This window comes from Erythrobacter aureus, from assembly GCF_003355455.1.
Classification (GTDB): Bacteria; Pseudomonadota; Alphaproteobacteria; order Sphingomonadales; family Sphingomonadaceae; genus Qipengyuania; species Qipengyuania aurea.
In genome coordinates this window covers 1,545,173-1,568,820 of sequence record NZ_CP031357.1, presented here as the reverse complement: position 1 = coordinate 1,568,820, position 23,648 = coordinate 1,545,173, and the positions used below count along the sequence as shown (strand labels likewise).

The window sequence follows — 23,648 nt, the reverse complement described above, 5'->3', positions numbered from 1 at the left end:
GCGAAAGCAAAATCTCCCTGCATCACCAAGGCCAAAGCCATGAGCACAAGCGCCAGGCCCAAGCGTGCGCGAATGATGGGTCATATCGTTTGGGTCTTGGTTCTGTGGGCCATTCTACTCAACCTGTTGACCTTCAATGGATATCCGATCGATACTGGCGAAGTCGCATTGGCTTTTCTGGGGTTGGGCGCCATCGGTGCGGTGCTCGGAGTGCTCACTCAAGAACTCGGGCCAGTTCTCAGACACGTTTTGACTCCCCTTTTCGCAACGATAGCGATCGACCTCGGTTTTGGGATCGATCCGCTTCATTTCTTCATTGCGTTTGCCGCCCTCGCGCTCATTTCCTACCTTTGGTACGATCTCTTCCTGACGGTCTTCTTCTCTGCGTCGCTGTCGGTCATCGTGTTTCAAGCGTTCGGCATGGCGTCCGCCGATCATGGTGCCGGTGATCCCTCCAGGGAGACGGCAGCCACCCAGCAACGGCCGAACGGGCCGTCGGATCGCCCCGCCCTGATCCACATCATCTTCGATTCCTACCTCGGTTTGGACGGGATGGCCTTAGGCCCGCAATATTACAGGGATCTCCGGGAGGAGCAGGCGGATTTCTTCATCCGCGAGGGCTTCCAGGTCTATCCCCGTGCCTACAGCCGTCATGCCAGGACGCTGAACTCCCTCCCCACTCTCTTTACCTATGGAACGCGGAAAGATTCCGAATTTGCAGCCGGCGTGCAGTATGTCGCTCCCGCCCAATTGCCGTATTTCACCGACCTCGATCAGCGCGATTACGCTATCAGCGCGGTCCTTCCGGCCTATTTCGACCTTTGCGTAAATCAGAAGATGAGCCAGTGCCGGACCTTCGAAAGTTCGCATCTCACGTCCATGCTCGATACCGATTTGAGCATGACGGATCGCATCAAGGTTTTCGGATACACGATCCTCAACCTCTCGCAGACCGTCAGAATGGTTGTAAGCGTGTTCGAGGTCCTCGAGGAAAACCGGGGTGGGAATAACACCCGACTGCTAGCAAATCGCAGTGAGCTGTTTCCCCTCGCATCGCTCAAAATGCTCGACACCTTCATCGACGATCTGGCGACCTTGCGCCGTGGCGAGGCACGCTTCGCTCATATTCTATTGCCACACGATCCCTATATCCTCCGGCCCGATTGCACGGTCAAACCGGAATCCGAATGGCTGGACGAACATGGTCCGGGCGCAACGAGCGCCAGAGAACGCGCTTATGCCGATCAGGTCCGCTGCCTGCAGACAAAGCTGAGCGACCTTCTGAACGAACTCGATCGAACACCGGCGGGACGCGAGGCCATAATCCTGTTTCATGGGGATCACGGGTCGCGGATCGCGCCTAGCCAGCCGATAGTCGACGCGCCACCACTCTCACCGCGCGAAGAGATCATGTCGTTTTCGACATTCTACGCAATTCGTATCCCCGGCGAAGCTTCCGGCGAAATCCCGGGCACCCATGCGCTCGACGAGCTGATGGCGGACTTCCGGAACCGGGATTTTGCATCCGCCCCACGGCCACCCTCCATCGCGCCGCGCGCCGCCTATATCGACGCTATGGGTACACCGACAGAATGGCGGGAATTACCGAGTTTCGAACCCTGACTTAAGGAGATGTTAGGTGATTTCGTTCATATTTCGGGCGAATTCGAACTGTTCCAACGGGGTTTCCAATGCAGACTAAAGTTCTCATCTCGATCACGGGCGGCATGGCAATCTTGAGCCTCTCCTCACCGGCTCATGCCTATATCGATCCCGCTACCGGCAGCATTATTCTGCAAGCCGCGATCGGGGCGGTCGCCGGTGCTACCCTGTTTTTCCGAACGTCGCTTTTCAAAGTCAAAGCGCTGTTTTCCCGCAAAGACACGAGTGTCGATGAATGAATCCGGCAGTCAGTGTCGAAGCGGGATCGTTTCGCGATCCCAGCGGCCGGGTAATATATGCGGATGACAGGGTGTTTCGCACGGTCATGGGGACCGCTGCCGATAGCTTTCGCCAGGCTGAAACATCGGGCATTTTCCGCAAGCTCATCGCTGATGGGATGCTGGTCGACTTCGCGGATATAACCGACCAGGCTCCGGCATGGGGCCTCGAAGAAGCCGACATGCTCCTGGAACACCCCCGCCTCCCCTTCGTATCATACCCTTATGAATGGAGCTTCAGCCTGCACAAGGCAGCCGCACTGGCACATCTGGACTTGCATTTGGACCTGCTGAGGTCGGGGTTCACGCTCAGCGATGCAACGGCATACAATATCCAGTTCGATGGCGTCAGGCCGAAGTTCATCGACCACCTTTCCATCCGGCCTTACGAGGATGGGGAAATCTGGGCGGGGCACCGTCAGTTCTGCATGCAGTTCCTCAACCCTCTGCTCATGTGGTCCGTGCTCGACGTGCAGCCCAATCACTGGTTTCGCGGTTCGCTTGAGGGGATAGCCCCCGAGGATCTGGCCAAGCTGCTCCCGTGGAGCAAGCGGTTCAACTGGACAATTCTAACCCACGTAATTGCCCAGGCGGCGATGCAGCGCAGATATTCGAATTCGGCCGCCAGTTCGGCGAAGTTCGGCAAATCGCGGCTGCCAAAGCAAAGTTTCGAAGCGATGCTGCGCGGCTTGCGGTCGACGATCGCGAAACTTGATGTGCCGTCTCACAAAACGGTTTGGAACGATTACGCCCAGAATACCAGCTATGCCGCGCCCGAAACGCAGGCCAAGCATGAATTCGTCCAGGAAATGGTCGCCAAGGTCGAACCCGACCTGTTGTACGATCTGGGATGCAACAGCGGAGACTATTCGAAAGCCGCGCTAAATGCGGGTGCGAAGAAAGTGATCGGCCTGGATTTCGATCACGGTGCGCTGGAAGTCGCCTATCGCCGTGCCCAATCCGAGGGCCTCGATCTACTCCCGGTGTGGCTGGACGCGGCGAATCCCAGTCCGAACCAGGGCTGGGGCCAGGCAGAGCGCAAGGGCCTCGCGCAAAGGGCCAAACCCGACGCCCTCCTCGCGCTGGCGTTCATCCACCATATCGCGATCGGACGAAACGTCCCCCTGGATATGGCCGTCGACTGGCTGCTCTCGCTCGCCCCGACCGGAGTGATCGAGTTTCCCCATAAGGACGACCCGATGGTGCAGGTGCTGCTCTCTCAACGGCCGGATATATTTCCAGAATACCGGAACGACATGTTCGCCAAAGTACTTTCCGCGCGCGCTCGGATCGTCAAGACAGTCGATGTCCTGCCCACCCGCACTCTCTATTGGTTCGAGCGAAGCTAAGCTCGGTCTCGCCACGCTGGAAATGCGAACGTGGTCGGAGACGAACGGGATACCCGAAATGCTACCGTCCTGCCGCAGGGTGCCGCATACCCCTCAATTCCAACCCAAAATGGCGAATTCCGGTTCCGATCCGCATCGACGTCGGCACCGACGTTTTCCTAGCTGCGCGAACGTTGAAGAAGAAAGCGCCCCGCCGGTTCGACACCGACGGAGCGCAAAGGAAAGAATCGCCAAGAAGCCTCAGAACCGGACGCGCGCACCCACGTAAAATTCGCGGCCCAGAACATCGTTGAGCGATGTGTCGAGGTTGTAGCTCGATCCGTAGTCCAGACCGGATGGCACCAGAGGCCCCTTATTGTCGAACAGATTGTTGACACCTCCATAGAGGCGGAACTGTTCGTCCGGTCCGAAATTATAGGCCAGGTAGATCCGATGAAAGTCCTGATCTCCGACCTTGAAGTACTGGTCATCGGTGGAATTGGGATGGTTCAGGATATCGTCCACTCCGCCACCGCGATAGGTGACCGTGTAGCTCGCCCGGAAGCGACCGGTGCGATAGCCCACCCGCAGACGGAACTCGTCTTCGCCATTACCGATCTCGCCTAGCTCGCTATTCGTCAGCACGACATCGCCGATTCCGACGAATTCGGTTTCCTGCTTAAAGAAGTGAGCATAGCGGAAATCGATGTCGAAACGCCCAGGAATGAACTCGGGCTCGAACCGATAGAGCAGTTGTGCGTCGATCCCTTCGACCACTTCCGTTTCGAGGTTCTCCTGAAAATTCAGCACCTCGATGACTTCACCCATCGTGTCACGTGTGATCAAGCCACAGAAACGGTTGCTTCCAGCAGGGTTGGAAGGATCGTATTCGGGCGATGCAAAACATTGCGACACAATGTCCTGCGTGTCGACCGACGCGATCGCATCCTTGATCTTGATGCGGTAATAATCCGCAGCAAGGGTCAGGCCCGGGATGAAACGCGGTGTAAACGCAAAGCCAGCGGTAATGGTCGTGGCTGTTTCCTCGAACAGGTTGGGATTGCCTGCATTCGGCCCCTGCGTCGAACTGCCTGGATCGAAAGGATCGTTGTCGTTGTTCGGGTCGTCATCGGTCGCGAGTTCGTTGAAGAAGTTCTGAATTCCCGGAACGGTGAGGCAATTTCGAGTAACGACAGCAATATCGGCATTCTCGGCGCCGCTGCCTTCGATGCTGGAGATTCCGGTGCCGTCGGGCCGCAGGCCATCGCACGGATCGTCGAGATCGTCAGCATCGGGACGCGGGGGCGAAAAGTACTCGGTCAAATTCGGCGCACGCTGCGAACGCGAGAACTGTGCCCTGAACAGGATATCGTCGCTCGCTTGCCAAACGGCACCGAGATTATAGCTGAAAATCGTGCCGATCGTGTTGTAATCGCCAGCGCGCGCCGCAGCCTGGATGTTGAAGCCATCGAACACCGGAACGTCGAGTTCGGCATAGGCTTCCTTGACCTCGTAGCTCGCTTTGACGCTCGGAAAGGTGGCAAGCGAGGTTACGTCGAAATCGATGTCTGGGACATAAGTCCCACCACGCACCGCCCCGTCGTCGCGATCGCGAATGCCGTTGACCCCGGCGAAATCGTCGCCATCGGGATCGCCAAACGTTTCCTGGCTTTCGCGCCGCCACTCCACACCGGCGGCAAACTTCACGCCGCCCGCAGGCATTTCGAACAGTGTCCCGTTGACGAATGCGCCAGCCGTGTATTGCTCGCGCATCTGCTCCGCATAGCCGTTGTACCGTATGTAATCGGCCGCCGCCGCCGAAATGGTTCCCTCACCGAAGATATTCAGCGGGACGCAGCCTTCGGAACGAGCAACCTCGCTCACGCACTGAAAACCGCCATTGCCGTCCGACTCTATATCGAGTGCGAAACGCGCATTGCGGAAGTTATATTCATTAGGATTGCGCTGCTTCTGTTTGAAGCGGCCATATGTACCGAACACCTCGTAATCGATTTGGTCGGTGAGCGCCCCAGAGACATCGGCGATGAACCGCCAGGTACTGCGGTCGTTTATGCGGGCCTGTTCTCCGAGTTCCACCAAACGACGGTCGAAGCTCACCGATCCGCTACGCGTCTCTTCAACCTCTGGCGGGATGAAGGGGTGGCTACTCGAGATGTTACCGATATCGGTGCCGTCGCCGAGCGTATCGTTGTCGTTGAGAGTCTCGTAGCCAGTGTAATAGGTTGTATCGACGTCCGAATAAGACCCGATGAACGAGAACTTTGCTGCCTCGGAAAATTCGAAACTTGTCGTCAACGCGGCGTTGAAAATATTCCGCTGGGGCAGATTGGAGCGACCGGGCCGGAGATTGTATCCATCGAAATCGGAATAAAAATCGGAACCAGCAGGGCGATCGCCAGGGTTCAACGACTTGTCATTGAACCAGCGCCCGTTAACGAACCAAGCGTCACCTTCGAACACGCCGCCAGGGGTTGAGATGCTGCCGCTGGGCAGGATACAGTGGCGATCGGTGTCTTCGCCGAAGCACCCCGGATAGTTGATTTCATTGGTCCAGCCATCGCTCCCAGTCGACGGGATCGGATCGTCGAATTCGAGTGCGGCGATGCTCAGCGGACGGCTCGCATCGGCGAATACTTCCTCTTCGTCGCGATATTCCATGCCCAGCAGAACATAGCCCCGACCATCGGCGAAATCGGTGCCGGCGAGCAGGTTGAGTCGATATTCCTCCCCGCCATTCGCATCGGCCCAGGAAAAGCGATTGTCCAATCTCACGCCGGTGAAATCGTCCTCGAGAATGAAGTTGGCTACCCCGGCGATGGCATCCGATCCATAAACAGCCGACATGCCGCCGGTCAGCACCTCCACCCGCTCGACGAAACCGGACGGTAGCGTCGACAGGCTCACGCGGTCGGAGTTTCCTGAATTGGAAACCGCGCGTTTTCCGTTGACCAGCACCAGAGTGCGGTCATCGCCCAAACGGCGCAGATTGATTGTGGACAGGCCGCTGGTCTGGATTTGGTTGTTCGACCCTTGCGGCGATACCGCTTCAGACACGCCGGGCAGTTGGAGTACCGCCTCAGCCAGGTCGGTGGTGCCGGATTCCTCAAGGTCCTGGGCGCCAAGCACCTGGATAGGCACCGCGCTCTCTTCGATCGTACGCTCGATACGTGTACCTGTCACGACGATGGCGTTCTGCGCACCATCGGCGGCCAGCTCGACATCTTGGCCTGTGGGGGGCGCCTCTTGCGTGGCCGCATCCTGCGCCGAAGCCTGCCCACCCATGCACAATGCGAGCGCAAGCGCCGATGTGCTTACAGCTACCGTATGCGATCGTTTCATCTTACTATACTCCCTGTCCGACATTCATTGGCCAGCCCCGAACGGAACCCGTCGCTGGTTCCGTCCGAACAAGACTGACCAAAACCCTGAACCTCATCTAATTCCGAAAAAGCGGAAGGTGATGCAGAAAACGCAAGACGTTCAAACTGAAAGATAATTTCTTAACAATGCAAGGCTGCGCGCGTGAAAATGCGTTAGCTGCGACAAATTTGTCATAATATGTCTGCCCCGCGTATAAGCGCCAGGTCTTCGGCCTGCGCGGGCGTGGCGCCGTTACCATATTCGTCGATCGCCACGCAGGCGCCAGTTTTTATGGCTAGCGCCCGCGCAAAAGCGTCATCCTCGAAATGCAGCGCCGTGCCGTCTTCAAGGGCATAGGCCGGATAGGTCGCATCCGCGCCACCAAGGTGCCTTTCCAGCGCCTCGCCGCGATCGCTGCGCGCGTCGGAATGGACCGAGATCGTTCCCTTGAGCAGGCCTATCCCGCGTATCGCTTCGATCCGTGTTTTGACCGAATCCGTCATTCCCCATTCGAACATGATGTTCGCGCCCGCACTCGCCCCCGACAGCACTACCCCCCTCTCATAGGCGCGCCTCAATGCGTCGTCGGCAGACCATTCGCGAAGCAAAGTGCGGAGATTCCGCGTCGAACCGCCATCGACATATACTGCATCTGCGCCTTTGAAGAACGTGTCCGGATTGTCGTCCTCGAGCGCGAAGAGATTGAGATGGCGTGGGTCGAAACCGGCGCGCCTGCCGAGGTCGCAAAACTTGCTGACCTTCTCCGATGAGTCGCCGTTCGCCGCGCCGACATGGACGATGACCGGGCGTTCCTTGCCTGTAAGCCCGACGAGATAGCGGGCAAGACAGGGTGGGTCCGGCGGTTCCACAAAGAACGCGGACGAGTTGCTCATCGCCAAGATCTGTTTGCGTTTCTGCATAATGATTCGTCAGCCTATCCGCCGATCATGCCCATCAACTCGGCTGTCAGGATCTCCGCGTAGGTACCCAAGGCATACCCAAGCACCACCAGCAGGACACCGACCGCGGTGGTGAAGAACACCATGATGAGCGCCTTCGGCCCGAGACCGAGGGTCACGCTGTCGTCGGTTATCATGGCGCGGTCCCATCGCTGCCGCTGTCTTCGGTGCGGGGATCGATTGCCGGAAGGTCCGCTTCGTAGGCGTCCCGTCCAAGGTGCTCCGCATACCACGCAAGTTCGCGATTGATCTTGAACAGCTTATGCGACGGTTGCCGGAAATTGTGCGGTTCGCCCTTACCCAGATAGAGCGCGGTCGGTGTTCCCGTGTCACGCACTGCACGAAACATCAGGATCGCCTGGGTAGGGGGTACGCGCTCGTCATCTCCGCCGCTCCAGAACAATGTCGGCGTGCGGACTTTCCAGGCGTCGAACACCGGCGATTGCGAACGGTAGGATGGCAGCGGGGCGTTTTCCTGCCAGGGCGTCCCGCCGAACCAGGGTATCCTGCCCGACCTGCGGTCGCTCTCGCCGAACAGCGAAACCCAGTCGGCAACGCCGGCACCGGACGAGGCCGCCACGAAACGATGGGTCATGGTGATCAAGCGGTTGGTCATGTGACCGCCCGCGCTCCACCCCATCTTGATCAGGCGGTCCGCGTCCGCGATCTCGTTCGCGACCAATGCGTCCACTCCGCTCAGCACGTCGGTATGCGCATTGCGGAAGTAATTCCCGACCATTGCACGCATGAATGCATCGCCATAGCCAGTGCCGCCCCGATGGTTGGGCAGGAAAACGGCGTAACCTTGCCCGGCGAGCACCGGCACATAACGCGATGCATTCCAGCTTCCGAACTGCGCCGAAGAGCGCGGGCCGCCATGGGTGATCGTCACCAAGGGGTAGCGTTGACCCGTTTGGTATCCGACCGGATACACCAACAGTCCCTCGAGCTCTTGTCCGTCGGCGGCCGACCACGTGAACGCCCGCTGTTTCGGTAGCGTAACCCCACTGAGCGCAGTCGAGTAGATTGCAGACCTTTGCCGCAAGACGCCTGTCCGCGGGTCGATCTCATGGATTTCACCCGGGCTGTGCTCGTTGGCGAAGCGCCCGAAATGCCGCCCACTCTCCGAGTCATAGGTCCAATCGCTCAGCGAGTGATCGCCGAAGGTTACTTGAGTCAGTGCGCCATCCCGGACGCGCACGCGATAGAGCTGTGACCGCAGGCCACTGTTGCCCACCACCCACATCGACTCCCTGACCGGTCCCACTCGAAGTCCTGCACTTCGAGCGGCTCATGCGGAAACAGCAGGCGAGGCGCCTTCTCGCCAACCGCCTGCACAAACAGATTGTCTTCGTAATAGGGCTCGCCCCCGCATTGACGGAGGCGATGTAAGCGAACGTCTCGCCATCGGGCGCGAGACGGGCGCCGTTTTCCCGGATACGGTTGTCGGTCAGCTGGCGCGATTCGCCGCTGCGCAAGTCGATCCGCCAAAGTTCGGCTGCATCGCGGTCTTCCGCTACAGGGTCGAACCGCTGGCGCACGATCAGGTAGCGGCCATTTTCGGAAAGCGAATAGCCCTCGATCAAGCCGGCGCTCGCGAAAACCACGCTGGTTTCGCCGCTCGTCATGTCGACCCGGTAGAGCGCGTCGGCATCGGCGCTCCCGAAGGGTTCGATGCTCCATTCGTTTGCCGCGTCGTCCTCGGCCTCTGCATCGCTTTCGTAGATCAGCGCACTCCCGTCGGGCAGCCAGCTCACCTGACGCACACCACCTGGATGATTGGTGACCTGCGATGCTTCGCCCGTTTCCGGGTCGAAGAAATGGATTTGGTCACCACCCTCCTCCTCGACTTCGGCAACGACGACGAATTGATGCGATCGGGGGCGCCAAATCGCTTCGGTCTCGGGGCTTTCGGGCAGATTGTTCAGCGCCGTCCCGGCACATCCGTCATCTCCGCAGCGCAGGATTCGGAGCGTCTCGACCGTCTCGTCCTCGGCCCAGTCGGGCGCCGAGAGGACATAGCTCAGATAGCGGCCGTCGTGTGACGCCGATACGCTCGCCACGCGTGGCAGTTCGAGGAATTCGACCGGATCCAGACTGTTGTCGCCCTGCGTCGCGTCCTGAGCGTAGGTCTGAATCGGCATCGCCATCGCCGACATCGAAAGGACCGTCAACGAGCCGCGAATTGACGATAATTTCCCCATTTGCCCCCTCCGTTTGGGTGCGGCGCCAATCCGCCGAGCCGGTCCGAACGAGGCAGCAAATTGAAATCGACTTCCAGTTCCGATTTCGTTACCTTCAATGCGAAAAATGCAAGATCATGAAAGGCAAGGGCTTTGGAGCTAAAATGGCTGGAAGACCTGGCCGCGGTTGCGCGAATTGGCCACTTCGCCAGAGCTGCGGAAGCGCGCTACGTTACCCAATCCGCACTCAGTCGGCGCATCAAGGCACTCGAGGCCTGGGCGGGTGCGGAACTGGTCGACCGGACCGAGCATCCGATCCGCCTGACTGCCGCCGGAACCGAATTCATGAGCAGCGCAAGCGCGATCATAAAACAGGCAAGCGAGGCGCAGGCTGCGGCAGCCAATTATGCCCGTATCGGCGAGCGCGGCATAACGATCGCCTGCCTGCACACGCTGGCGCTGAACTTCCTTCCACGCCTGGTCGCAGAGCTTCACCGCAAGGTCTCCCCCTTCGAAGCAGCCATCGTTCCGGAAACGCGTACCATCGAGGAATATCTCTACGCCTTGCGCAACGGCACGTGCGACTTCTTCATCTGCTACAATCACGCGGCCATTCCCTTCAATGTCGATGTCGACGATTATCCGCGGCTGGTTATCTCGCGCGACCGCGTCCTGCCCTATGGCAATGCGGCGAAGTTCGCCGACATTCTCGAACCCGATAACGAAAGGCCGATACCGCTGCTGGAATATGGTCCGACCTCCATCATGGCGAGAGTGTTGCGAAACGTGCTCAGCGGTGCCGAGTTTGAGCGTCGATTACGGACTGTTTACCGAGCCACTCTAGCCGAAAGCCTGGCCACGGCTGCGCGCGAAGGCCTAGGCATAGCCTGGTTGCCGGAATCGATCGCGGAGCACATTCGCGGGGACACGGCTCTCGATCCGATTTCGCACGACTATTCGGCCGAGCTCGAAATCATGATCTTCGGCTCGCGCCACAATAAGCGCCCGGTCGTGCGGCGTATTTGGGAATCTCTTGAGGCAGAATAGCGAGCCGGGAGCTGTCTGCCGTGAGACCATTCAGCATCCAGGAATCTGCGACGAGCCCCCAACTAGCGGGGTCACCGTGTCCTGCGCGAACGAGGAAATTCTGAGCAATTTGCGCAGGCGGAAACCGAGCGAAGGGCGAATATCCATCAGATCTTCAAATCACGGGGTTTTTGGATGGCGGTGGTGGACAGGGCTGGATTCGAACCAGCGTACGCTTGCGCGGGCAGATTTACAGTCTGCTGCCTTTAACCACTCGGCCACCTGTCCACACGGGCCATTTCGCTTAGGAAATCGAGGGATCGCGTTGACGATCCCGTGCCGAGAGGCGCCCCTTTGGCGAAGCGAGCCTTGCCTGTCAATGCCCTCGCTGGCACAGGCGCAACCAAAGCTGCATACAGGACGAATTCGATGGCGAAGGGTGAGCGCAAGCGCGCACTGAGAGGACGGGCAGGCCGGATGAAGGGCGGTCGCGGGAGCGGGCGCGCGAGCACGGGCCAGGTCCGATTATGGGGGCGACACGCGGTCGAGGCCGCGCTCAAAAATCCCGATCGGGTGCATCGAAAGCTATGGGCTACCCGCGAAGCGATTGAGGCGCTCGACGGAGAGTTGCCCGACGATTTCCCGCTGGAATACGCCGATGTCACGGATCTTGCACGCCTGGTAGCGAAGGATGCCCCGCATCAGGGTCTGGTGCTCGAATGCGCTCCGCTGGAAGACATGCATCTCGACGAGATCCTCGATGGCGACCCCTCCAGGCCCATCGTCGTGCTCGACCAAGTCACCGATCCGCACAATGTCGGCGCGATCATGCGCTCCGCCGCTGCCTTCGGCGCCGCGGCGCTGGTGACGCAGGATCGCCACGCCCCGCCCGAAGGCGGCGTCATCGGCAAGGCCGCTTCGGGTGCGCTCGAAATCTTGCCATGGGTGCGCGTCGTCAACCTGGCCCGCGCGCTCGAACAGATGGCCGAAGCCGGATACTGGCGCATCGGCCTGACCGGAACGGCCGAGGCAACGCTGGCCGAAGCCCTGCCCGCAGGCCCCGTCGCGCTTGTACTGGGTGCCGAAGGAGAAGGGATGCGCCATAATATCGAATCGCATTGCGATGCGCTGGCCAAGCTACCGATCGGGGACCGGATCGAAAGCCTGAACGTCTCCAATGCCGGCGCGATCGCGCTCTACGCCGTCGCCACGCGGGAGTAATCCATTGGGGAAGGAAACAATGCTGACCAAAAGGTTTCGCACGGTCGCGCTCGCCGGTGTGGGGAGCCTGGCGCTGTCGGGCTGCTTTCTCTCGCCAGGCCAGTTCACGAGCGAACTGGAGCTCATGAAAGACGGTAGCTTTGCCTATCGCTACGATGGGGAAATCCAGATGCTCGCGCTGAGCAAACTGGCAGAGATGGGTAGCGAAACGGACGAACCATTCGAGGCCGCGTGCCTCGATGACGATTACGAAGCCCGCGAATGCACTAGCGCGGAAATTGCCGAGCAAAAGCGCGAGTGGGATGCAGAAGCCGAAAGCCGCCGTGCCAGGAAGAAGCGCAAGGCCGAGCAGATGAAGGCGTTCCTGGGCGGGATCGATCCGTCGGATCCGGACGCTGCGCAGGAGCTCGCCGAAAAACTGGAGCGTCAGCGCGGCTGGAACACTGTGGAATATAAAGGCGACGGCCTGTTCGAGGTCGATTTCGCGATCTCCGGCCGACTGACGCACGACTTCTCGTTTCCGACGATCGAACGCTTCGCCATGGCGAATACCTTCGTCAGCGTCATTTTGCGCGACCAAAGGCAAGTGCGGATCGATGCGCCGGGCTTTGCCGCGAAAGGCAACGGCAATCCGATGCAGGGGATGGTAGCCGGCATGGCCGGACTAGCCGACCTGTCCCCGAAAGACGAGGAAACCCCTCCCCGGATCGCAATCGCCGAGGGCCGGTTTTCGATCGTGACCGATGGGCGTATTTTGGCGAACAATACTGACGCCGGTCCCAGCCATCATTCCGGCGATCAGGTCCTGACGTGGGAAATAACGCCGCGCACCGAACAGCCCCCCATGGCCCTGATTTCTTTCGACTAGCTTCAGTCTCACAATGCCAACGAAAACGCCGCGCTTCCCGTTCTGGAAAGCGCGGCGAAGTTCGATCCCTATCGTTGCACCGCGAGGCGTGGCGGTGCGTCGGTCAGGAGGTTCCGCTTAGTTCACAGCGTCCTTGAGGCCCTTGCCTGCCTTGAACTTCGGCTGGTTCGAAGCCTTGATGGTCATCGGCTCACCGGTACGCGGATTGCGACCGGTCGAAGCCTTGCGCTTGGCAACGGAGAAAGTGCCGAAGCCGACCAGGCGGACTTCGTCGCCGCTCGACAGGGACTTGGTGATTGCATCGAAAACACCTTCGACGGCGCTCGAGGCATCGCTCTTGGAAAGGCCGCTGGAATCGGCGACTGCGCTGATCAGGTCGTTCTTGTTCATCGGTGTAAACCCCCTTGTTCTTATCGTCAGATTAGGTTGGCTGAATCGCCTCGGTGAAGGCGGACGAATTGAGAGTTTTTTAGCCGAAGTGTCAAAGGCAAATTCCGTAAAAACCGGCGGTTTTCGGGGCCAGACCGAACAAAAACAGGATGAAGCGCGGGTTCACCATACAATGCTGCACCGCACCGCCGTGAAAAGGGCCTCGGCAACCCCGAGGCAAGCTTCACGATTCGCTGCAGCGCAGCATGTCCTATGTTAATGCGCGGTTGGCGATGGCACCTGGTGCGCGTGGTCGGGCTGACTGGCGAGGTCGTCCGCCTCGGTCCATTCGATGGGCTCGGGGACGCGACACAAGGCTTGCGCCAGCACCTCATCGACATGAGCGACCGGTACAATCTCGAGACCGTCTTTCACATTGCCCGGAATTTCGGCGAGGTCTTTGACATTCTCTTCCGGAATGAGGACCTTCTTGATCCCACCACGTAGGGCGGCCAGCAGCTTCTCTTTCAGGCCGCCGATAGCAAGCACCCGTCCCCGCAAGGTTACCTCGCCGGTCATGGCGACATCCGCCCTGACCGGAATGCCCGAAAGCGTCGAGACGATGGACGTGACCATTCCCACACCCGCGCTCGGCCCATCCTTGGGCACTGCGCCCTCGGGAAGGTGGATGTGAATATTGCGCCGGTGAAACAGGCTCGGCTTAATGCCGTAATGCGGCGCGCGTGCCTTGACGAAGCTGAAGGCGGCCGCAACGGATTCGTTCATCACCTCGCCCAGCTTGCCGGTAGTCTTTATCTCGCCCTTGCCGGGGGTCGTCACGCTTTCGATCGTCAGCAGTTCGCCGCCGACCTCGGTCCATGCGAGGCCGGTAACGGCCCCGACCTGCGGCTCTTCCTCACTCATGCCGTGCTTGAACTTGCGGACACCGGCAAAGTCGCTGAGATTTTCGGGCGTGATCGTGACGCTCTCGACCTCGTTCTCCAGAATCTTGCGCAGCGATTTGCGCGCCAGCCGTGCCAGTTCGCGCTCGAGCGTGCGGACACCCGCCTCGCGCGTATAGTACCGGATCAAGTCGCGCAGTCCGTCTTCGGTCAGCTCGAACTCGCCCTTCTTGAGGCCGTGCTCCTCGATCTGCTTGGGCAGCAGGTGGCGCTTCGCGATTTCTACCTTCTCGTCTTCCGTATACCCTTCCAGACGGATGATCTCCATCCGGTCCAGCAGGGGTTGCGGCAGGTTGAGGCTGTTCGCGGTGGTGACGAACATGATGTCCGAGAGGTCTAGATCAAGTTCGAGGTAGTGGTCCTGAAACCGGTTGTTCTGCTCCGGATCCAGCACTTCGAGCAGCGCCGAAGCGGGATCGCCACGGAAATCCTGTCCAAGCTTATCGATCTCGTCGAGGAGGAACAGCGGATTGCTCTTACCTGCCTTCTTGAGATTGGTGACGATCTTGCCTGGCAGCGATCCGATATAGGTGCGCCGATGGCCCCGGATTTCGGCTTCGTCGCGCACGCCGCCCAGGGACTGACGAACGAATTCGCGCCCGGTCGCCTTGGCGATGCTCTTGCCGAGCGAGGTCTTGCCGACGCCCGGCGGCCCCACGAGGCACAGGATCGGCCCCTTCAGCTTGCGCGTGCGCGCCTGAACCGCGAGATATTCGATAATCCGATCCTTGACCTTCTCAAGGCCATAGTGATCGGCATCGAGCACCTCCTGCGCCTTGCCGATATCTTTTTTGACCTTGCTCTTCTTACCCCATGGCAAGCCGAGCAGAACGTCGAGATAGTTCCGGATGACCGTCGCCTCGGCGCTCATCGGTTGCATGCTGCGCAGCTTCTTGAGCTCGGCCTCGGCCTTTTCGCGCGCTTCCTTGCTGAGCTTGGTCTTGGCGATCTTCTCGGTCAGCTCGGCAATTTCGTTGCTGCCGTCATCGTCGCCGCCAAGCTCGTTCTGAATTGCCTTGAGCTGCTCGTTCAGGTAATATTCGCGCTGGGTCTTTTCCATCTGCCGCTTCACGCGGCCCCGAATGCGGCGCTCGACCTGCAGGACCGAAAGCTCACCCTCCATGTAGGACATGACCATTTCCAGCCGCTTTAGCGGGTCCTTTTCGACCAGCAGCGCCTGCTTGTCGGAAACCTTGGCGCTGATTGCCGCGGCGATCGTATCGGCCAATTCGCCCGCATCGTCGATGTCGCTCAGTTGTTCGGCAGCTTCCTCGCCCAACTTCTTGTTGAGCTTGGCATATTCACCGAATTGCTCGACCACTTGGCGCATCATCGCAACGACTTCACTGCCGGATGCCGTCATGGTCTCGGAGATCGAAACCGCAGCCTCGACATAACCGCCCTTCGGCGTCAACTCGCTCAATACCCCCCTCGCGGTTCCCTGTACCAGCACGCGTACCGTCCCGTCGGGCAGCTTGAGCAACTGCAAAACCTGCGCGACAACGCCGACATCGAACAGATCGTCGCGTTCAGGATCGTCGCAACCGGGATCTAGCTGGGCGAGCAGGAAAATATCCTTGCTGCCTTCCATGGCCGCCTCAAGGGCGGCCACAGATTTGTCGCGTCCGACGAACAGGGGAACCACCATGCCGGGGAACACCACGATGTCGCGCAGGGGAAGGAGGGGAAAGGTCTGGGTCATCTATCAATTCCAATGGAGCCGGTCTGGCCATTCCTCGGGAATATGGTGAGCCCTGTCCCACAGCGCAACGTCGGCAATTAAAGTCATGTGGATGACGTGAAATTACAATCCGGACGTCATGATTATAATCTATTAACTCTAGTTCGAAGCGCAAGGAAATATCAATTTCCCATTGGAGTCAAAATGATGTTCGATTCGATGGTTTGCAGGATCAGCGATCATCGCGTGAATCGGCGGCGTGTTTGGCACGATGGTGTGCACTTTCGGACGAAATGCACCCGATGCGATACGCCGCTGATCCGCGATTTGCAGGACGGATGGCGACGTTTCGACGAAGAGCGCGACCTCGTGTTCGAGCGCCAGCCTCACCCGCGCAACGCATAGGGGCCGTATACAACCGTCAGCATCTCAGACCGGGATGCTGACGGTCATTCCTGTAAATTTCTTAGGAAAAATGACCCGACGTGTCGCGCGCGCGTCTCCGCGTGCCCGCTGCATGAGTACCAAAGGTTCATGTCCACGTGAAAGACCGTGAGGCGGGTGCACCCGATATCGATGTGCGCGGTGCTTAAGACCGACGCGGTACGGTAGCGGAGCGAGGCGAAGCGGGGGGGGGGCGATTTTCGCGGAATGTGCAGCGTCGGCCACACCCACGGCCTCACATGCCGGGAAGCTTGAACCCCGGCGGCAGGCCGACATCCTGCTGGATCTTGGCCATTTCTTCGCCCGATACGCGGTCTGCCCGATCACGCGCATCGTTGAACGCCGCCGTTACGAGATCTTCGACGATCTGCTTCTCTTCGGGCTTCATCAAACTCTCGTCGATCGTCACGCCGATGATACGACCGCGCGCGCTGGCACGCACCTTGACGAGGCCACCTCCGGCCGTTCCTTCCACTTCGATTTCGTCAAGCTTTGCCTGGGCATCGCCCATCTGTTTTTGAATGGTTTCCGCGGCCTTCTGAGCCTGCGCGAGCATCTCTTCCATGTTCATGCTTTTCTACTCCATGGTACTTCGCGGCGCTCGGAGGATGCGCCGCTGTCTTCGATCAATTCGGCATCGGGAAAGGCATCGAAGGCGGCCTTTACCAGCGGATGCGCACGAGTGGCAGCAGCAGCGGCTTCACGCTCCGCCTGCTGCACCTCGACCAGCGATGGCCGTCCCGCACCGTCGGGCAATTCTTCCACCGTCCAGCGCCTGCCGGTGTGGCGGTGCAGCGTTTCTTTCAGCACGGGAGCGATATCGTCCGAGAACTTGGCATCGCGTCCGTATCGCAGCACGCCATCCTCAAGCTCGACCACGCGTACCTGCAAGCGCATGATGCTGGCTTCCTGCATCAGGCCGGATGCGTCAATCGCCTCGACAAGGCGCTCCCAATCGAGTGACGCCCGAGGCGTATCGGCGGGGGCGGTATCCGATCCCGTCGGCGCGGGCACGGGTCCCGCCTCGGCCAGCGCTTCGATTTTCTTCGCGAGCTTGCCGGGATCGGGCATCTGTCCGGCATGCAGGGTGCGCAACAGCGCCATCCGCAATGCCACCAGGGGATCGGGCGCTACGCGTACCTCTTCATGTCCTTTCAGCAGCAACTGCCACAGACGGTGCATTTGCGCCACCGGAACCCGGCTGGCCCAGCCCGCAAGCTCGCCGCGTTCGTCGGGACTGACTCCTTCGGGCTCGCCCCCAGAAACCTGCGCCACGGTAATGCGGTGGGCCAGGTCCATCTGGGCGCGCATAAGCGCCAGAGGCTCGACGCCCAGCGCATACTGCTCGTCGATCGCGTCGAGAAGCGCCTTGCCCTCGCCCTCCAGCATATGCGCGAAGAGTCTGCGCTGCGCACCCTTGTCCGCAAGGCCGAGCATGTCGCGAACACGCTCCGCGGTGACCCTGCCTTCCGTATCCAGATCGGCATGGGCGATCGCCTGGTCGAGGATCGATAGTCCATCGCGAACCGAACCCTCGGCCGCATTGGCCACGATATGCAGCGCTTCGGCATCGGCCTCGACACCTTCCTTGCGACAGATTTCGGCGAAATGGCTTTCGAGCAATTCGACCGGAATGCGCCGCAGATCGAAACGCTGTGTGCGGCTGAGAACCGTGACAGGCAGCTTCTCGACTTCGGTCGTCGCGAACAGAAGTTTCACATGCGCGGGTGGTTCTTCCAAGGTTTTGAGCAACGCGTTGAACGCATTGCGCGAAAGCATGTGAACTTCGTCGATGATATAGATTTTGTAGCGAGCCGAAACCGCAGCATAGCGCACCGCCTCGATGATCTCGCGCACATCGTCGACGCCCGTGTGGCTCGCGGCATCCATCTCGATCACATCGATATGGCGGCCTTCCGCAATCGCACGGCATGGCTCGCATTCGCCGCAGGGGCTGATTGTCGGACCACCCTGCCCATCCGGACCGATGCAGTTGAGCGCCTTGGCAATCAGGCGTGCCGTCGAAGTCTTGCCCACCCCGCGCACGCCGGTCATCAGAAAGGCATGCGCCAGCCGGTCGCGGGCGATGGCATTGGCCAGTGTGCGCACCATCGCTTCTTGGCCGATCAGTTCGGCAAAGGTCTGCGGGCGGTATTTGCGAGCGAGCACGCGGTAAGGCTGCGCCGGTGCGGCCTTCGGCGCCTCGCTATCGGCCCGATCAGCGCCTGCGGGTTCGGGAACGGGTTGCGCGCCGGTTCCCGAAGTCGGCGTCACACCGAAGATCGATTCCTGCCCAGCCTCCTCGAGTTCCGCCGCGCTCGGCGCGTCGGCCTCTTCGGCCCCACTCTCCCAAGGAAGACCATCTGGATTGTCCGGTGAATCACCCATGCCTCACTAGGTAGGCATTGGCGCGGCAAAAGTCATGCCGACATCGGCAATGTTCAACCGCTATCGGCGACGGCCCCCACTTCCTCGATCATCACCTCGCCGGTCGCAAGAAACTCGACGCAGTCGTTTCCTGTAATGATCAGATAGGAGGGGGCATTCCCGCATACGATCCCGCTGACGCTTCGCTGCAGCTCGGAACCTACCAGACGCACCGTCGTGCCGGTATCTCCGGCCCAGTCGAACTGCGGAAGGTCGCGCTCGTCATGTATGCGCAAGGCCTCCACGTTGGCGATGATACAGTAAACCGTCCGATCCGCTTCCGAAAAGACCGTGATCCTGCATACATCGTCACCGACATAGCTGCTGAGATCATAGCGCGGGCCATCGGGGTAGGAGATAGAGTTACACGATGGATAATGGACCCGCACAAGATGCAGGCAGTCGCTATCGCAGCGTTCGAACGGCGTCGGCCATCGCGTTGCCGATATGCTGGTCTTTTCGGTCATAAAAGGAATATAAAGGAGCCGACCGACCCGCCGCAATCCACCTGGGCTGCTTCCTTCCGGACCTGACCCGGTGAGCGAACGCTAACGTCCGACCGACTCCCGAAGCGCCATATGGCGGTATGTTGGCACAGTTTCAAGCTCTCAGTCATTGCGAGCAAAGCGAAGCAATCCAGTCCTGTGCTTACTGGATTGCCGCGTCGCCTTACGGCTCCTCGCAATGACTATCAGCTACCGAAAATTATCGGAGTAGGCCTGGAGTTTGAGGCTCTTCGGAGGGGGCGCGTGCACACGGGCAGATACGCCATATTTTTCGGCATAGGCCTTCGCCTCGTCCTTGCTCGGAAAGGTCAGCGAGACTTGCGCCTGCGTATCGCCGCTGCCCGTCCACCCCATCAGCGGATCGGCATGGCGCGCTTCGGACTGCTCGAATTCGAGCACCCATTCATCGGTGCGGGCCTTGCCCGACTGCATGGCGTTTTTCGGTCGCTGGTAGATTCTCGCGGTCATGGAACTGCCCTGTAATTCAACCTTCCGAACGTGAAAAGGCGTTCTTCGTCTTCAAACTGGGCTTTTCCGCCCAAGGTTCCTCGGGCCAGCGGTGTTTCGGGTAGCGGCCCTTCATATCCTTGCACACATCCGCCCAGCTTCCCCGCCAAAAACCAGGCAAGTCGCGAGTCGACTGGATCGGTCGCCCGGCGGGACTGGTGAGCTTCAGCAGAAGCGGCGTGTCGCCGACCATCGGGTGGCGCTCTAGCCCGAACAGCGCCTGTACGCGGACTTCGACGCTGGGGGCATCGTCGCCGGTATAGTCGATACGGTGCCTCGTACCTGCGGGCGAGGTGAATTCGCGCGGAGCAAGCCGGTCGAGCCGCTGGCGGCTGTCCCAATCGAGTTGACCGAGCAGAGCATCGACCAGTTTTCCCTTGGACAGGCGAAGATCGCGCCGACCTTGCAGCAGGGGCGCCAGCCAGATCTCCGCGGTGTCTGCCAGTCCGTGGCCTGTCAGCCCCTCGACACCAGCGAAACGCGCGCGAGCCAGCAACTCGGCGGGAAGCAATTTTGCCGGATTCTCCAGAGCCTTTTCCATAAGCATATCCACAATGGCCTGGGGATCGGGCGCGGGGTCCGGGCCGCGCGCAAGCGTGATCGCGCCGAGCTTTCGTTCGAGCAGCGCCTCGACGCGCTCTCCGGTCCAATGCAACACCTGCCTGCGCTCGATCCGATCGGGCAGCCATCGCTCGATATCGATTTCTTCGAGCGCGATGGCCGAGGTAATTCGCGCGCCTTTCGCCTGCCCCTGCGCATCGCCGACGACCAGAAACTCCGCTCGCGCCAGGGACGATGCAGGATCGAGCACGAAACCGCGCCCACCAGCAGCAACCCAGTTCTCTCCCGAATTGTCGCGGCGCTTGGCGATAAACTCGGGTCGCCCTGCCGCGAGCAGTATCCCGGGTGGAGGCAGCGCGGTCGATCGCTGGTCATCGGCAAGTGCCTTGGCACGTTTCGCCCAGCGTCCTGCAAGCTTCCGACTCGCTTCCGCCCTCGGCCCGCGATCGGTATTCCAGCGGGACAAGCGCGCTTCGAGATCGTCGCCCCGCCCCCCAAGCCCGCGCTCCTGCAGCAACAAGGCGATCCGCGCAGCCTGATCGGCAGCCCCATGCTCGGCACCGAACAGCACGGTCGCCGCTCCCTGCGGGTCGAGCGGGAGTTGCGCGAGCTTTCTGCCGCGTTCGGTGATCCGGCCTTCCGCGTCGAGCGCTGCCAAGGCCGATAATGTTTCCCGCGCCGCGCTGACCGATGCGGAGGGCGGTGGATCGAGCCACGCCAGCTCTGCGGGATCAGTGCTCCCCCATTGTGCGAGCGCCAGCACCAAGGGCGCAAGGTCGGAGGTCAGCATTTCGGGTGGATCGTAGCGGGGACGTCCACCATGGCCCGCTTCTTCCCACAGCCGATAGGCTACGCCCGGCCCTTGCCGCGCCGCGCGCCCGGCACGCTGTGCAGCCGCCGCCTGGCTTGCGCGATGCGTGACGAGATGCGTGGTCCCCGCCGCCCGATCGAATTCGGCCCGGCGCGACAATCCGGCATCGACCACAACCGATACGCCATCCAGCGTCAGCGACGTTTCGGCGATGGCCGTTGCCAGAACGATCCTGCGCCGTCCTTCAGCATCGCGGCGGATCGCGGCGCGCTGACCGGCCGGGTCGACCTGGCCATGGAGCGGCAGCACGATTGCCGACGGTAAGCGCGCCTCCACGCGCTCCCGCGTCCGTTCAATTTCGCGCACGCCGGGCAGGAAGGCGAGGATATCGCCCTCCTCCTCGCGCCATGCGGTCGCGATGGCCTGCGCCATGGCATCCTCCACCGGCACCTGCGGCGACGAACCGAGCCATTCCACGCGCAGCGGATGTGCCCGGCCTTCGCTTTCGATGACCGATGCACCGGCGCCTAGCAGCTCGGCAAACCGCGCGCCGTCGATAGTCGCCGACATGACCAGCACACGCAGATCTTCGCGCAGAATGCTGCGGCTCTCAAGCGCGAGCGCAAGACCGAGGTCGCTGTCGAGATGCCGCTCATGCGCCTCGTCGAACAGCACGGCGGAGATACCCGCAAGTTCCGGATCGGCGAGAATCGTGTTCACGAATATCGCCTCGGTCACGACTAGAACGCGCGTTTTTGCGGAGCGCTTGCTGTCGAGCCGGGTAAGGTAGCCAATCGTCTCGCCGGGCTTTTCGCCAAGCATCTGGGCCATCCGTTCGGCAGCGGCGCGCGCAGCGACCCTGCGCGGCGATGTCAGGATGATGGTCCCCGTGCACCAGTCTTCGCCCAAGAGCGCCGGGGCGACCGCCGTCGTCTTGCCCGCCCCCGGAGGCGCGACGAGGACCGCTCCGCTCTGCTGGCGCACAGCCCCGAGCAGGTCGGGCAGGACGGAATGGATGGGCAAATCGGGCACGCCTGCGGCCCTAAGACGGATCAGTACCCGCGCGCTACCGCAAACAGCGCGGCCTGGGTCATCGCCTGGCGCGCCTTGCTGTCGGGGAAGATCGACAGCGCATCGATTGCCCGCTGCGCGAAATGGCGGGCACGGGCCTTGGTATCGTCCACGGCGTTGTGGCGCTCGATAAGCGCGATGGCGTGATCGAGATCCTCGTCGCTCGTCTTGAAACCACCGATAGCGGCTTTCCAGAAGGCGCGCTCCTCCTCGCTGCCGCGCGCATAAGCGAGGATCACCGGCAACGTCATCTTGCCTTCCCGAAAATCGTCGCCACGATCCTTGCCCATGGCGGCAGCGTTGGAATCGTAATCGAGCGCATCGTCGACCAACTGGAAGGCGACGCCGAGATTGCGGCCGTATTCGTCGAGCGCGCGCTCCTTTTCATCGCTGCATTCGGCTACGACGGCGGCAATCCGGCTGGCTGCGGCGAACAAGGCAGCGGTTTTGGCGCGGATGATATGAAGATAACGCTCCTCGCTGGTGTCGATCTTGCGCTGAGCAGTAAGCTGGTCGACCTCACCTTCCGCGATGATCGCGCTGGCCCCCGACAGAATTTTGAGGACCTTGAGGCTGCCATCCTCGGTCATCAGCTCGAAGCTGCGGCTGAACAGGAAATCGCCCACCAGCACGGTGGCGGGATTGCCGTAGATGATATTGGCCGCCGCCTTGCCGCGCCGCAAATCGCTGCCGTCGACGACATCGTCGTGAAGCAGCGTTGCCGTATGGATGAACTCCACGGCGGCGGCGAGCTTGTGGTGGCGCGCCCCGCTGTAACCCACCAGTTCCGCCCCGGCGAGCGTGAGCATGGGGCGCAGGCGCTTGCCGCCCCCCGAAATCAGATGACCCGCCAGCGCCGGGATCAGCGGCACCTCGCTCTGCATCCGGTCGAGGATAACCTGATTGACCTGGTTCATGCCATTCGCGGTCAACGCCAGCATGGGTTCGATGGAGCCTTCCGGCTCCTTGCGCTTCAGGGGGATTACGTCGGCAGACATTTCGGCTTGGCCATGGTCTGCCCAAGCTTTCTTGGCAAGCCGGGATTTGGTGTTAGCCTGATCGCATGACCACATCGTCCCAGCCCGATCCGATCCTGGCCCGTTTTCGCAAGAGTATCGACAATATCGATGCCGCGCTCATCCACATGCTGGCCGAGCGCTTCCGGATTACGCAGTCCGTCGGCGAATATAAAGCAAAGGTGACCCTGCCCCCGGCCGACCCTGCGCGCGAACAGGAACAGATCGCGCGGCTGCGCAGACTTGCCGAGGAAAGCGAGCTCGACCCCGAGTTTAGCGAGAAATTCCTGCGTTTCATCATCGACGAGGTTATCCGCCACCACGAACAGGCTGCAACTCGCTAACGGGCTTCGTCTGAAGCGACCGTACTCGGTCGGCGCCAAGCCG

General features: G+C 60.7%; 20 protein-coding genes, 1 tRNA gene and 1 other RNA gene. 7 read left to right on the top strand and 15 right to left on the bottom strand.

From position 1 onward, the window contains the following. The first annotated feature begins 39 nt into the window (after positions 1-39). From DVR09_RS07675 to DVR09_RS07665, 3 genes are all read left to right on the top strand, one after another. Positions 40-1,623 (top strand): hypothetical protein, encoded by a 1,584-nt coding sequence (locus DVR09_RS07675; RefSeq protein ID WP_162814887.1) that lies wholly within the window; start codon positions 40-42, stop codon positions 1,621-1,623. A 68-nt stretch (positions 1,624-1,691) separates the two neighbouring features. Further along, entirely contained in the window at positions 1,692-1,901 is a 210-nt protein-coding gene (locus DVR09_RS07670; RefSeq protein ID WP_115416414.1) for a hypothetical protein, read from the top strand. Further along, positions 1,898-3,289 carry a class I SAM-dependent methyltransferase gene (locus DVR09_RS07665; protein WP_115416413.1) on the top strand — a complete coding sequence of 464 codons (1,392 nt, stop codon included), beginning with the start codon at positions 1,898-1,900 and terminating at the stop codon, positions 3,287-3,289. Before DVR09_RS07670 ends, DVR09_RS07665 begins: the two co-directional genes overlap by 4 nt. A gap of 240 nt (positions 3,290-3,529) precedes the next feature. Here DVR09_RS07665 and DVR09_RS07660 read toward each other — a convergent pair whose 3' ends face one another. The 5 genes from DVR09_RS07660 to DVR09_RS07645 all read right to left on the bottom strand — a co-directional run bounded on the left by DVR09_RS07660 (position 3,530) and on the right by DVR09_RS07645 (position 9,752). Continuing rightward, entirely contained in the window at positions 3,530-6,628 is a 3,099-nt protein-coding gene (locus DVR09_RS07660; protein WP_162814886.1) for a TonB-dependent receptor domain-containing protein, read from the bottom strand. Positions 6,629-6,840: 212 nt separating this feature from the next. Continuing rightward, positions 6,841-7,569 carry a Type 1 glutamine amidotransferase-like domain-containing protein gene (locus tag DVR09_RS07655; RefSeq protein WP_115416411.1) on the bottom strand — a complete coding sequence of 243 codons (729 nt, stop codon included), beginning with the start codon at positions 7,567-7,569 and terminating at the stop codon, positions 6,841-6,843. A 14-nt stretch (positions 7,570-7,583) separates the two neighbouring features. Beyond that, positions 7,584-7,745 (bottom strand): hypothetical protein, encoded by a 162-nt coding sequence (locus DVR09_RS17125; protein WP_162814786.1) that lies wholly within the window; start codon positions 7,743-7,745, stop codon positions 7,584-7,586. Next, the gene (locus DVR09_RS07650; RefSeq protein ID WP_234041361.1) at positions 7,742-8,848 is read right to left on the bottom strand and encodes an alpha/beta hydrolase family protein; all 1,107 of its coding nucleotides are present in this window, start codon (positions 8,846-8,848) and stop codon (positions 7,742-7,744) included. Before DVR09_RS07650 ends, DVR09_RS17125 begins: the two co-directional genes overlap by 4 nt. Beyond that, positions 8,739-9,752, bottom strand: coding sequence for a TolB family protein (locus tag DVR09_RS07645; RefSeq protein ID WP_162814883.1), 1,014 nt, complete (start codon positions 9,750-9,752; stop codon positions 8,739-8,741). Before DVR09_RS07645 ends, DVR09_RS07650 begins: the two co-directional genes overlap by 110 nt. A gap of 192 nt (positions 9,753-9,944) precedes the next feature. Between DVR09_RS07645 and DVR09_RS07640 the strand changes: the two genes are divergently transcribed. Beyond that, entirely contained in the window at positions 9,945-10,838 is an 894-nt protein-coding gene (locus DVR09_RS07640) for a LysR family transcriptional regulator (protein ID WP_115416409.1), read from the top strand. Positions 10,839-11,019: 181 nt separating this feature from the next. Here DVR09_RS07640 and DVR09_RS07635 read toward each other — a convergent pair. Continuing rightward, positions 11,020-11,105, bottom strand: a tRNA-Tyr gene (locus DVR09_RS07635). Positions 11,106-11,246: 141 nt separating this feature from the next. On the opposite strand from DVR09_RS07635, the gene rlmB reads away from it, so the two are divergent. Together rlmB and DVR09_RS07625 are read left to right on the top strand one after the other, a co-directional pair. Further along, a complete protein-coding gene (gene rlmB, locus DVR09_RS07630; RefSeq protein WP_115416408.1) occupies positions 11,247-12,038 on the top strand; it encodes a 23S rRNA (guanosine(2251)-2'-O)-methyltransferase RlmB in 792 nt (263 codons plus the stop codon). Positions 12,039-12,057: 19 nt separating this feature from the next. Further along, complete coding sequence (locus DVR09_RS07625) at positions 12,058-12,906, top strand: hypothetical protein (protein WP_115416407.1); 849 nt, start codon at positions 12,058-12,060, stop codon at positions 12,904-12,906. A gap of 117 nt (positions 12,907-13,023) precedes the next feature. On the opposite strand, the gene DVR09_RS07620 is transcribed toward DVR09_RS07625, so the two are convergent. From DVR09_RS07620 to DVR09_RS07575, 9 genes are all read right to left on the bottom strand, one after another. Then, positions 13,024-13,296: an HU family DNA-binding protein gene (locus tag DVR09_RS07620; RefSeq protein WP_115416406.1), complete on the bottom strand. Its 273-nt coding sequence runs from the start codon at positions 13,294-13,296 to the stop codon at positions 13,024-13,026. Positions 13,297-13,551: 255 nt separating this feature from the next. After that, positions 13,552-15,939 (bottom strand): endopeptidase La, encoded by a 2,388-nt coding sequence (lon, locus tag DVR09_RS07615; RefSeq protein ID WP_115416405.1) that lies wholly within the window; start codon positions 15,937-15,939, stop codon positions 13,552-13,554. Positions 15,940-16,597: 658 nt separating this feature from the next. After that, positions 16,598-16,933: a YbaB/EbfC family nucleoid-associated protein gene (locus tag DVR09_RS07605; protein WP_115416403.1), complete on the bottom strand. Its 336-nt coding sequence runs from the start codon at positions 16,931-16,933 to the stop codon at positions 16,598-16,600. Continuing rightward, positions 16,930-18,750, bottom strand: coding sequence for a DNA polymerase III subunit gamma/tau (locus DVR09_RS07600; protein WP_115416402.1), 1,821 nt, complete (start codon positions 18,748-18,750; stop codon positions 16,930-16,932). The genes DVR09_RS07605 and DVR09_RS07600 overlap by 4 nt, the downstream gene beginning before the upstream one ends. A gap of 53 nt (positions 18,751-18,803) precedes the next feature. Continuing rightward, complete coding sequence (locus DVR09_RS07595; RefSeq protein ID WP_115416401.1) at positions 18,804-19,256, bottom strand: hypothetical protein; 453 nt, start codon at positions 19,254-19,256, stop codon at positions 18,804-18,806. Between the two features lie 8 nt (positions 19,257-19,264). Continuing rightward, positions 19,265-19,359: signal recognition particle sRNA small type (ffs, locus tag DVR09_RS07590), an RNA gene on the bottom strand. A 125-nt stretch (positions 19,360-19,484) separates the two neighbouring features. Continuing rightward, positions 19,485-19,763, bottom strand: coding sequence for an ETC complex I subunit (locus DVR09_RS07585; protein ID WP_115416400.1), 279 nt, complete (start codon positions 19,761-19,763; stop codon positions 19,485-19,487). A 16-nt stretch (positions 19,764-19,779) separates the two neighbouring features. Next, on the bottom strand, positions 19,780-22,206 hold the full coding sequence (hrpB, locus tag DVR09_RS07580; RefSeq protein WP_115416399.1) for an ATP-dependent helicase HrpB: 2,427 nt from the start codon (positions 22,204-22,206) through the stop codon (positions 19,780-19,782). Between the two features lie 20 nt (positions 22,207-22,226). After that, positions 22,227-23,243 carry a polyprenyl synthetase family protein gene (locus DVR09_RS07575; RefSeq protein ID WP_115416398.1) on the bottom strand — a complete coding sequence of 339 codons (1,017 nt, stop codon included), beginning with the start codon at positions 23,241-23,243 and terminating at the stop codon, positions 22,227-22,229. A 65-nt stretch (positions 23,244-23,308) separates the two neighbouring features. On the opposite strand from DVR09_RS07575, the gene DVR09_RS07570 reads away from it, so the two are divergent. Beyond that, the gene (locus DVR09_RS07570) at positions 23,309-23,605 is read left to right on the top strand and encodes a chorismate mutase (protein WP_115416397.1); all 297 of its coding nucleotides are present in this window, start codon (positions 23,309-23,311) and stop codon (positions 23,603-23,605) included. Positions 23,606-23,648: the final 43 nt, after the last annotated feature.